This is a genomic window from Thermovirga lienii (assembly GCF_036847465.1).
GTDB classification, from domain to species: Bacteria; Synergistota; Synergistia; order Synergistales; family Thermovirgaceae; genus Thermovirga; species Thermovirga lienii.
The window spans coordinates 1-10,034 of the sequence record NZ_DAITZW010000043.1; the positions used below are offsets into that span (position 1 = coordinate 1).

Annotated in this window: 14 protein-coding genes; 1 reads left to right on the top strand and 13 read right to left on the bottom strand. The window is 46.9% G+C overall.

Annotated features, from left to right (window positions below; translation table 11 throughout):
• The 13 genes from V7Z69_RS08815 to V7Z69_RS08875 form a co-directional block, all read right to left on the bottom strand.
• Positions 1 to 500, bottom strand: a 500-nt coding sequence (locus V7Z69_RS08815; protein ID WP_334139642.1) for a glycine betaine ABC transporter substrate-binding protein, incomplete at its 3' end; no start/stop codon positions are given.
• Positions 501 to 522: 22 nt separating this feature from the next.
• Positions 523 to 1,206 carry a LysE family transporter gene (locus tag V7Z69_RS08820; protein ID WP_334139643.1) on the bottom strand — a complete coding sequence of 228 codons (684 nt, stop codon included), beginning with the start codon at positions 1,204 to 1,206 and terminating at the stop codon, positions 523 to 525.
• Positions 1,207 to 1,291: 85 nt separating this feature from the next.
• Positions 1,292 to 2,710: a complex I subunit 5 family protein gene (locus tag V7Z69_RS08825; protein WP_334139644.1), complete on the bottom strand. Its 1,419-nt coding sequence runs from the start codon at positions 2,708 to 2,710 to the stop codon at positions 1,292 to 1,294.
• An 80-nt stretch (positions 2,711 to 2,790) separates the two neighbouring features.
• Positions 2,791 to 4,254 carry a complex I subunit 5 family protein gene (locus V7Z69_RS08830; protein WP_334139645.1) on the bottom strand — a complete coding sequence of 488 codons (1,464 nt, stop codon included), beginning with the start codon at positions 4,252 to 4,254 and terminating at the stop codon, positions 2,791 to 2,793.
• The gene (locus V7Z69_RS08835) at positions 4,251 to 4,586 is read right to left on the bottom strand and encodes a sodium:proton antiporter (RefSeq protein WP_334139646.1); all 336 of its coding nucleotides are present in this window, start codon (positions 4,584 to 4,586) and stop codon (positions 4,251 to 4,253) included. Before V7Z69_RS08835 ends, V7Z69_RS08830 begins: the two co-directional genes overlap by 4 nt.
• A complete protein-coding gene (gene mbhE / locus V7Z69_RS08840) occupies positions 4,573 to 5,337 on the bottom strand; it encodes a hydrogen gas-evolving membrane-bound hydrogenase subunit E (protein ID WP_334139647.1) in 765 nt (254 codons plus the stop codon). Before mbhE ends, V7Z69_RS08835 begins: the two co-directional genes overlap by 14 nt.
• A complete protein-coding gene (locus tag V7Z69_RS08845; protein ID WP_014162631.1) occupies positions 5,334 to 5,606 on the bottom strand; it encodes a Na(+)/H(+) antiporter subunit B in 273 nt (90 codons plus the stop codon). Before V7Z69_RS08845 ends, mbhE begins: the two co-directional genes overlap by 4 nt.
• Before the next feature lie 5 nt (positions 5,607 to 5,611).
• Positions 5,612 to 5,959 carry a monovalent cation/H(+) antiporter subunit G gene (mnhG, locus tag V7Z69_RS08850; protein WP_334139648.1) on the bottom strand — a complete coding sequence of 116 codons (348 nt, stop codon included), beginning with the start codon at positions 5,957 to 5,959 and terminating at the stop codon, positions 5,612 to 5,614.
• On the bottom strand, positions 5,956 to 6,213 hold the full coding sequence (locus tag V7Z69_RS08855; protein WP_014162629.1) for an MrpF/PhaF family protein: 258 nt from the start codon (positions 6,211 to 6,213) through the stop codon (positions 5,956 to 5,958). The genes mnhG and V7Z69_RS08855 overlap by 4 nt, the downstream gene beginning before the upstream one ends.
• Positions 6,210 to 6,728, bottom strand: coding sequence for a Na+/H+ antiporter subunit E (locus V7Z69_RS08860; protein WP_014162628.1), 519 nt, complete (start codon positions 6,726 to 6,728; stop codon positions 6,210 to 6,212). The genes V7Z69_RS08855 and V7Z69_RS08860 overlap by 4 nt, the downstream gene beginning before the upstream one ends.
• Positions 6,729 to 6,843: 115 nt before the next feature.
• Positions 6,844 to 7,659: a ZIP family metal transporter gene (locus V7Z69_RS08865; protein WP_014162627.1), complete on the bottom strand. Its 816-nt coding sequence runs from the start codon at positions 7,657 to 7,659 to the stop codon at positions 6,844 to 6,846.
• A 184-nt stretch (positions 7,660 to 7,843) separates the two neighbouring features.
• Entirely contained in the window at positions 7,844 to 8,617 is a 774-nt protein-coding gene (locus V7Z69_RS08870; RefSeq protein WP_014162626.1) for a class I SAM-dependent methyltransferase, read from the bottom strand.
• Between the two features lie 41 nt (positions 8,618 to 8,658).
• Positions 8,659 to 9,168, bottom strand: coding sequence for a ferritin-like domain-containing protein (locus V7Z69_RS08875; RefSeq protein WP_014162625.1), 510 nt, complete (start codon positions 9,166 to 9,168; stop codon positions 8,659 to 8,661).
• Positions 9,169 to 9,353: 185 nt separating this feature from the next.
• Here V7Z69_RS08875 and V7Z69_RS08880 point away from each other — a divergent pair, with 185 nt between their 5' ends.
• The gene (locus tag V7Z69_RS08880; RefSeq protein ID WP_334139649.1) at positions 9,354 to 9,968 is read left to right on the top strand and encodes a hypothetical protein; all 615 of its coding nucleotides are present in this window, start codon (positions 9,354 to 9,356) and stop codon (positions 9,966 to 9,968) included.
• Positions 9,969 to 10,034 lie beyond the last annotated feature (66 nt).

Here is a 10,034-nt window from a genome sequence, read left to right on the forward strand (position 1 = left end):
GAAGCCAAGTCCTCCAATGTCCTGATATTGGCCTTCTCGGCATCGTCCCTTCTCATGGCTATCGCCCAGGTGTTGTTGGCCGGAGCTGGTCGGAGCCACACTAAGTTGTGGGCTTTTTTGTCCAGGTCCCTTATCGTCTCCCATCCTTTTTCAAAATCCTTCCAGACTGAGGCATCGGTCTTCCCAGAGAAGAAGAAATAACCGTTGCCTGTGTACTCAGGATATATATCAATTTCTCCCGATATCAAGGCTTCTCTAACAACCTTGGTCGTCCCAGTCTGAGCCCTATCAACCACTTTGAATCCCTTTGCCTTCAAAAAGGCTACTATCATGTTTCCCAAAAGGGCTCCTTCCGTATCTATCTTTGAACCTACGACTATCGGCCTTTCCTTTTCGGCAGCTTCGACAGATTGGGGACCTACCCAAAGAAACGAGGCTACTATCAAAGCCATTAAAACGGCCCCAAAAGCTTTAAAGATCCTCTTATTTTTTACTCTCACGTTAACCACCCCTTTTCTAAGCTCACTTTTTGCAGCTATCTAAAGCTATACATCTAAATATCTTAACCCCCCTAACCAAACCATAGAAAACAAGAAGGGCACCCACGATTAGATTAAGAACCTTTACGAGCGAAGCAGGCACACTGCCTGCAAACATAGAAAAAAGAACCACTGAAGTACCCAAAAACAAGAACGTGGCGCTTCCTGCAGAAAGTCCAAAGATCCAAAGTTCTCTCTTCTTATAATCATGCTCTAAGGCCTTGGCTGCAAACAACCCTGTGAAGAACACGATGGTGAGGGGACTCGAGATGGTCAAAATGAATGCCGACGCAAAGCTGGAAATCAAGCCCCACTTGCCAGGAACAAGGTTTGATGAAAAGCCCACCCCGCCTCCACTCGCTGCGATTGACAACCCGAACAAAATCAAAACGACAGAGCTTACAAGGCCAAAAATCCTTTTGAATTTGTCCTTTTCAAGGAGCTTGCCCACCCCCAATATAGCGAGGGTTATGTAAAGATAATCCACCATCGTTACTGCCGCCACAGCTGCCAGACCAGCAAAGGCCCCAGCCTGTAAAACCAAACTCACAACAAAGAAGAACACCGGGCCTATGGCAGCCTGGAGTATCAGCCCCGTAAGCAACCCGTTCTTAAATATCTTGATGGCCTCCAACTTATCACCAACCAATTCAATTGTATCAAACACTGCAACATATAATAATTAGCTTCACGGCGAGACCAAAGCCTCATAGCGGTTTGCTCCCAATATCTGATTTTCGGCCATTGTACAATCAACGCCAGTGCTTGGCCAAGTACAACAAAATGGCCAAGGTAGCAAACACGACCACAGTCAGGTAGAATCGCAACCTTCCAGAGTGCATCTTCACTATGACAAAATGAACGGCAAGGGGAACATGCTGTATCTTCTTCCACAAACCATCCAAGACAACGCTCCCCCGAAATCCAGATGAGAGAAAGTCCTTGACAAGATAAAATATCCCCACCCCCAAGGACACCACCAAAAGTGAAGAAAAAACGTTGTCCCACCCAAAGAAACCGGGCATTGAAATTTTGAAAAAACCACTTACAATCTCAGGTTTAAAGCCCAAAAACACCGTACCTGCAGCCAGCATGCCCATTCCCACAAACCCCAACGAGCTACAAGAAGAAGATAATCTTTCTCTTATCTTTATTGAGCCTCTTTTATCTCCACCCAAAAATCCATAATAGCCAAGTTTGCAGAAGTAGATTACCGTTCCAACATTAGCTATCTGCAAAAGCCAATATATAGGGAACATACCTTGCTCTTTTAGAGCTTCCTTTATCACTACTTTGCTTGCAAACCCGCTCATTCCAGGAAAACCTGAGATCGCCAGTGTTCCAATGGCAAACATAACGAAAGTATAGGGCATATCCCATACAGCACTACCCCTTAAAAGCCGAAGATCCCTGGTGCCGTAGAATTTTTCCAGGCGTCCCACAGACAAAAAAAGCAACCCCTTGAACAATGCATGGGCCAGGGCATGATAAAGGGCGCCAACAAGCCCCAGCAGTGTTCCTAACCCTAAAGATACGACTATGTAACCTAACTGGCTTATTGTTGAATATGCCAAAAGCCTCTTTGCGTCATGCTGCATCAGGGCCTTTAAAACCCCAAATATGGCCATGACCGAACCTATTATCAAAAGCTCCGGAGAGCTGGCGAAGGTCCCTAGCCTGGCAATACCATATATGCCGAGCTTGACGGCAAATCCAGAAAGTAAGGCGCTAGCTGGCGTAGGCGCCGCACTGTGGGCTTTTGGCAGCCAAAAATGGACTCCAGGAAAGGCGGTCTTGACCCCCAACCCAACCAAAACAAACCATCTCCATTCAGATGGTACCGGCCCCACCGCCATCGTTCCTGCTTCCAATGATGCCCCTGCTGCGCCTATGAGAATGAGTCCCGCTGCCCCAAGCTGAGCCAGCAGGTAAATAAGGGCCGCCTTTGTGTCCGTAAAGGAGATCATTCGCCACAGGATCAAGGAGACCACCTCCACGAACACCACGAACACCAACCAATCCTGTGCGAAAAGAGCCCCTATGGAGGCAACCCAGCACCCAACAGTCAGAAAGTTAAAGGTTCTCCTTTCTTTCCCCTCAAAATACCATTCGTTATAAAAAAGCACCGCCACAGAAAGAACTGTTGAAGAGACAGCAAAGAACAGGCTCATAGGGTCGCCAAAGGCCATTATTCAAGTAACTCCTTTCTTACACTGCAGCTAGTTGAAACCGCCGGGACAAGATTTAGCAATCACTGCAACAAAACTGCGGCTACGTAGTTTTTGACATCAAGGGCCTTAGCCCCAACTTCAGCAAAGATATCCCCAATAGGGTAAAAAAAGGGAAGTAACCCCAAAACCACACAGCACCCCGAAAGAACCACAGCTACCGCCAAGGGACACCTTGGGTCCTTGTATTTTTTAGGCCCATCTCCAGGGGCATAAAACGCATGCAGGACTCGAAGATAATAAGAGGCGGAAATGACTGTCCCAAACACCAACGACAGGGCAGCCAAGAGGTTTCCTTTCTCAACCGATGCCATTACCAGGTACCACTTACTCATAAATCCGTTAAGAGGCGGCACCCCAACTATAGCAGCAGCCAGGACGGTGAAGGCCAAAACTAATCCCTTGCGATGGGCGAAAAGCCCCCTCATGTGGGATATATTACGAGTCTTCATCTCCTCTGCAAGGTGCCCTGCGGTCATGAACAACCCCGATTTCATGAGCATGTGATTTACAGAATGGAACAAAGCCGCTCCTATTCCCATGGCCGTGCCCATACCTGCGCCTATCATTATGTAGCCTATCTGAGCGACAGTTGAGTAAGCCAGAAGCCTCTTTATATCCTGCTGTTTGAAAGCCATGAGGTGCCCGCCCAACAGGGAAATAACTCCGAGGGCCGTTATGACATCGAAGACTGTAGGCAAGGGATCCCCAAAGAACAAAAGGGAAATCCGAATGAGAGCATATACGGACACTTTGATGACTACCCCTGAAAGGAGTGCACTGACGGCAGTTAGAGCTGAAGAGTGGGCGTCAGGAAGCCAAAAGTGAAAGGGGAAAGCCCCCGCCTTCAACGAAAGCCCCACCACCATGCAGGCAGCTATAACTACGAGCGTCGCCTTAGGGATCTGGGGCAAGGATACAGCCAAAGCGGCCATGTTTAAGGTCTTGGTCGCTATAAAGGCGTATGCCGCTCCCAAAAGTATGAAAAAGGCACCAACGGTCCCCATGACAAGATATTTCAATCCCGCCTCCACGGCCTGCCATGTCAAATTGAAAGATACAAGAAGATAAGCAGTAAGAGAGAATATCTCGTAAAAAACAAACATGTTGAAGAGGTCTCCGGTGATTAAAACTCCATTCATCGATGCCTGGAGGAGAAAAAAGATCACATAGAACCTCCAAGGCCCTGCCCCCATCCTTTCGTAGGAGTACAAAAAGGAAGCACCTCCACCAAAGGCAGCCAACAAAAGAAAAACTGACGACAAGCTGTCAGCCACGAACACTACTCCTAACCTTGGGGACCACCCTCCCAAAAAAGAAAGGGCATAGTCATTAAATCCCGAAGCTGCAGCAGCCAAGGTCAAGGCCAAAGTTCCAAATCCCATTACGGGCAAGGCCTTCCGCAACAGCGCAACCCCATAGAGGTGCAAAATGGGAATCAAGAAAGCGCATAACAGGGGGAATACAACTGCCAAAACGAGGATCATTCCTTCAACCCCCTTATCTTGTCCAAGTCCACCGTTCCGTAGCGACGATGCACCTTTATCACCAATGCCAAGGCCAAAGCAACATCACTAGCCCCTATTACTATGGCAGTCAGGGTGAAAGCATGGGGCAGAGGGTTTACGGCTTGCCCTTCTATTGGGATCAACGGGGGCACGCCTCCATGCACATAACCGGCAGTGACTATGAGCATTAGGGTTCCAGTTTCCATTATTGTAAGACCTATTACCGTCTTGAAGAGATTCCTCTTGGACAAGATCGTATAAAGGCCTACACAAAACACAAAAATGGCTGTGGCGTAGCTAATTTTTATCATTGTCTATTACCTCTGAGAGTTGTTCGTCGAACTCCAGTTCCAATACCCTTACCATGCTGTAGAATATGGTCGATAACCCAGCTCCCACCTTCATACCTACAGCTACGTTGAGCAAGGGGATTGTACCAGCACTGAGGAAGCTTCCCAATTGTCCCCTTGGGAAACCAGCTGCAATGTTGGCCAGAAAACCTGCTCCAGCCAAAAGACCTATCCCCCCTATAAAAATGAAGAGTATCCCACCTAAGGATTCTATGGTTTCCTTTGTTTTAGGGTTTATTCTGGAGGCCTCAAAACTAGAACCAAAGACTATGCAGAACAAGATGGTTATGGTAGCGAAAACAGCTCCTCCTTGGAAACCGCCGCCAGGGGATAGATGTCCCATGAGGATTATCGCAGAGCCGTACATGAAGAGAAAAGGCATCACAAAGCTTAGACCTCGCCTCGCTATGAAAGAAAGCCCCGCAGAAGATTTTTTGTATCTGCTTTTACTGAACAGCATGGCAACTCCGCAGACAGTAGTAAATATAACTGTTGCCTCGCCCAAGGTGTCAATTCCTCTGTAGTCAAAAAGTATTGCCGCAACTACATTTGCAGCACCTGTCTCCCTGACCGTATTGACAAGGTAGTACGCAGCTGGGCCTATAATGTACTCAGGGTCATCTATTGCAGCCACCCCTTCCCAGAGCCACCACCCCATGCCAAGACAAAGACACAGCAAAACCAAGTCATGAAGACGATCCCTGAGCCTCATATATCATCACCTGGATCTTTCTCCTGCTTCGGCAGGCTTTTCTTCTGAGTCTGGCTGTAGGCTACCAGGAAAAAGGATGTAACAAGACCAGAGTTTATGACGGCCTGAGTCAGGGCCACATCCGGGGCTTGGAGGATTACAAATACCATCGCCATAAGGACACCAAAAACTGAGAGGCTTATTACAGCGCTCAATATATCGCTGGCCTCTGAAGCGACCAGTGCCGTTAGAGCCAAAAAAACACACACGAAAGCAAAGAAAGCCTCCATCGCAATCATCCTTTTTTATCGGATAGTTTTTGCCTGTACTCATCCTTGTAAATCAGTTCCGGCTTTATACCGTGCCTGTAACACGCCCTTGCAACCGCATGAGATGAAAGAGGATTGGTGATCAAAAAGAACACTATGATCAAGGCGAACTTGGCCGAAGCCTGCCAGCTTGGGGCTAAGATTGCGCCCCCCGTCAAAACGAACAGTGCCCCTCCTGTGAGGGCCTTGGTCCCTGCATGGATCCTGGTGTAAACATCAGGGAAACGAAGTATTCCCAAAACAGACGTCAAGGAGAAAAAAACTCCTAAGGCCATGAATAAATAAGCTACTACATGGGTTATCTCTTTAATCATTTGTGCAACTCTCCATGCTCGAAATATTTGGCCATTATGAGGACATCTGCAAAGGACAGGATGGCAAAGGCCAAGGCGATATCCAGAAACACTCCATTTTCAAAGACCAAAGAAAGAACGGCCAAGGCAGTGGTAATAATGACCGTCATGGCGTCGGCTGCCACTATCCTATCCGGCACGGTTGGCCCCACCACAACACGGTAAAAACCTCCTAAAGCAGCGATCAAAAGCCCCCAAAGGGTTAGGTATATCATTCCACCAGCCTCCTCAAGCGCTCTTCCAGTTTGTTCACGTCCGCACAGACAGCGCACTCATCAAGTGTCCTAAGATTGAGGGAATGAACGTACAGCTCGTGGTGCACAAGATCTACGTCGACCGTGACAGTTCCTGGAGTAAGAGTTACATGGTTGGCCAACATGACCAAGGATGTTTTGTGCTTTAGGTTCGTCTTCACCCTTACAATGCCCGGCATGAGGTTCAGGTCAGGCTTCAACGTAAGCATAGCGACTTGCACCGTAGCCTTGAAAATTTCCCAGAAAAAGAGAGGGAAGAAAACCAAGGACCAAGCCAAATTAAAATGCAAAACCGGTGCAACCTGTCCCGGCATTTCATGAGCAGGAGGTATAAAGACCCGCCATGTAAACCAAGTTACAAACACACTCAAGATTATCCCAAGGACTAACCCTGCAGTATCAAGCTTTCCCGTAAACAATATCCAAAAAAGAAAAAGGGCACAGAACAATGCAATTGGCGCCTTTGTCAGTTTCAAATCGATCGTCCCCCAAACACACACGGTTATAGTGCCATGACATCCATAAATGCAAGAATGTAATTATTATACAATTTTCATCCCTTACATCAAAGTGTTGGCTCCTTTTAGGGCCTTATGAGAGGGCAAGGTCGAGGATCATCATAACCACGAAGCCAATTATGGCCCCGGTTGTTGCTATGTCTCCATTTTCTCCACTCTGGGATTCAGGTATCAATTCCTCTATGACCACGAATATCATCGCTCCAGCAGCAAATGAGAGGGCATAGGGAAGCAGGGCCTTGCTCAATAAAACCATGGACACTCCTATGACTCCGCCTATGGGCTCCACAATTGCTGAGAGCTGTCCGTACCAAAAACTCTTGAAGGGGGACATCCCTTCCCTTCTCAGTGGCAAGGAGACCGCGATACCTTCCGGAAAATTTTGTATGGCTATGCCGACTGCCAAAGCTACAGCACCCCAGAGGGACGATCCTTCAGCTGTGCCCAAGCTGCCGAAGGCCACTCCTACGGCAAGGCCTTCAGGAAGGTTGTGAATGGTTATAGCCAAAATCAAAAGGGCCGTCTTGGGCAGGTTCGTCTTTATACCTTCCGCTTTTTCTTCTGGAGAGAAAAGATGAAGATGAGGTATAACCCTGTCCAACAACCTTAGGCAAAAACCGCCCAACAAAAAACCTATTGAAACAGGCACCCAGCTGGGTATTTTTGAACCTTCCGCGAACCCTATCGCCGGCAAGATCAAAGAGAAAAAACTAGCAGATATCATTATCCCAGAAGCAAAGCCCAAAGAAGCATCCAAGGCCTTTCTGTTGATGTCCTTCTTAAGAAAAACCACGGCCGCCCCCAAGGCTGTTACAAACCAGGTGAACAGAGTCGCCACTAGGGCTTGATATACAGGAGAGATAGATGAAAAAAGCCGAACAGCTTCCATAGGTTTGGATCCTCCAGCAATAATTTTTTACCTAAAACCCGCTTATGATCTATATTCTATTTTTTTTATCATGCCTCGCCAGTAAGGTTTTATGTCTTTCCCCAATATCCAGGATGCCTCCCCTTCAAAGGGAACGAGCATTTTACCGCACCGATAAGGAACACTACTACAATTAAAACCAAAATCATATTTTTCTTCCTATGTAGAAAGCATACCCATAGTATTCTTTATATTTATGGTAAAGTTCAGCCTCGTACCGTTGATATTCCACGAATCTCGCTGCAGCATCGTTCCCCTCGTTTCTCTTTAAAAACTCTTCCTGAAGTTTAATTTGGGGAACATAGAAGTTGTCTATCCAACAACTTTCAGGCAGAGTAAACACGGCAACGGGGACATACCCCGTCTTCTGCATCTGGGCCACTTTATTGGCAATGGTATCTATTCCCGGGTATGCATCCTGCCAGAACTTCTCTATCTCCTCTGGCCTCTCTTCGGTGAACCAAGAAGCCTCCGTAACAGCTATGTATCCTCCTTTCTTCAAGAACCTGCGCCATTCCATCAGGCCCCGCTCGAAACCTATGTTGTATATTGCCCCTTCACACCAGATAACATCGAACTCTTCATCATTAAAAGGCAGATTATCCATGGAGCCTATGATACCCTCTACTCTATCCTGCAAACCTAAAGCTTTTGCATTCTCGTTGAGTTTTTCAACGAAAGTCGAAAAGAGATCTACGCCAATTATCCTTCCAGGGGCATTTTGGGCTATAACCATGGTCTGCCCACCTGTTCCACAGCCTATATCAACAATGTTGGAGTCCTTTGAAAGACCCTCTATAAAGCTCAACGCCTTCACGGTTACCTCTGGGCTCCCTGGCCCCTGCCTCTTGAGGCCCAAAAAATATTCACAGATCAGATTAACGTCGAACTCATGTATCGATTCATTGTCTTTTCCCAATGTCTGCTATCCTCCTTGTCTTTGTCACTTCATATGCATCTTTAGAATGGCTCAAATCCCATCTCTGCCATGAAGTCCTTGTGCAAAGCACTATATTGTTCGTTTATCATCTGCTGGTGCCCGCTTTCCCACTCCGCAAGCATTTCAAGCACCTTACGCCCCTCTTCGTCTTTCATGTTCTTTGCTGCATTCTTGTAAAAGTTGTGAAAATCCGTCTCCATGACCAGTGCTATGCGCAGGATAGCCATATCGCCTGTAAGCTCGTCAATAGGGGGTTCCACCGGTGTCCCCTCTTTCTTGGAGGAAACGATCTTTTCACCTTCTTTCTCATCTATCGAAGGTTCCGCGCTGGTATCCCACCGACTGTTTCCCTCCACGCTTTCCTTTTGTTTCTTGAGGAAATCGTAGTGACCCTTTTCCCATTCCGCTAGGTAGGCCAAAAGCTGTTTCGTGGTCTCCAGCTTCACCTCATCCAGCGACTCCAGATAAAAATCTCGTGCCTGAAGCTCCATTTTCATGGCGAAATCCAGTACCTTAACGGCCTGCTCCACTGCCTCCACCTCCCATAAAGTTCCAATTCCCACCACTTGACCACTTTAGATCTACCAAACTTTATCTTATTTTACAGTATTTCGAACATTTTTACATGAAACGGCAAAATCCTTTATTTTCTCTCAGGCGAAACGACCTTATAATGGACTAAAGATAATCCCAACAACCAAACACGGAGGGCACTATGACTAAAAAATACAGCCGGAAGATAACAAGAGAAAACATCATCTACATGTTTTTTACTTCGATACTTTTCATATCGGGTTACTTTTACCTGAGATACGCCTATAGGGTTATGGATAACCTTCCTTTTTCCCAAGAGATAGTCCTCATAATATTGGGAACCATCATCACCGTTTTGATAACTGCCTTGCTGTTGAACAAGCAGACAGAAGTGGAGCTTCGCAAAGAAGAAAGCATTAAGTTTCTCGAATTGAAAAGCTCCATATACATGAAGTTCCTGGACCACCTGGAGCACATCCTGCTGGAAAGAAGCGCATCAGAAGAGGACATGACAAAATTGAGGTTTCTTACCCATAAACTGGCCATAGTGGCAAGCCCTGACGTTTTGCACGAGTACCAAAAGTTCGTAGAAAAATTCATCCGCTCCACCAGGGACAAAACCATAAACGCCCAGGAAAACGACGACATATCCTTGGCCTTGGCCAAGTTGACCACTAAAATACGCGAAGATCTTTTGCGAGAGGAAGATGAAGCCTCCATTTACACCCATGAGGAGATCTCCGATCAAATTTTGGACAACATGGAGGAGATTATCGAAGAAAGCAAAAGCTCGTAGGGAATTTTGCACGTGCTAAGTAAAGTTGCTCTGGGCATAACCTAAAAGGTATTGTTGATGACTAAC

Coding starts and splice junctions, on each gene's coding strand:
- V7Z69_RS08825 (WP_334139644.1), bottom strand. CDS start 2,710: ATGAGCCTGTTCTTTGCTGTCTCTTCAACAGTTCTTTCTGTGGCGGTG.
- V7Z69_RS08830 (WP_334139645.1), bottom strand. CDS start 4,254: ATGATCCTCGTTTTGGCAGTTGTATTCCCCCTGTTATGCGCTTTCTTG.
- V7Z69_RS08835 (WP_334139646.1), bottom strand. CDS start 4,586: ATGATAAAAATTAGCTACGCCACAGCCATTTTTGTGTTTTGTGTAGGC.
- mbhE (WP_334139647.1), bottom strand. CDS start 5,337: ATGAGGCTCAGGGATCGTCTTCATGACTTGGTTTTGCTGTGTCTTTGT.
- V7Z69_RS08845 (WP_014162631.1), bottom strand. CDS start 5,606: ATGGAGGCTTTCTTTGCTTTCGTGTGTGTTTTTTTGGCTCTAACGGCA.
- mnhG (WP_334139648.1), bottom strand. CDS start 5,959: ATGATTAAAGAGATAACCCATGTAGTAGCTTATTTATTCATGGCCTTA.
- V7Z69_RS08855 (WP_014162629.1), bottom strand. CDS start 6,213: ATGATATACCTAACCCTTTGGGGGCTTTTGATCGCTGCTTTAGGAGGT.
- V7Z69_RS08865 (WP_014162627.1), bottom strand. CDS start 7,659: ATGGAAGCTGTTCGGCTTTTTTCATCTATCTCTCCTGTATATCAAGCC.
- V7Z69_RS08880 (WP_334139649.1), top strand. CDS start 9,354: ATGACTAAAAAATACAGCCGGAAGATAACAAGAGAAAACATCATCTAC.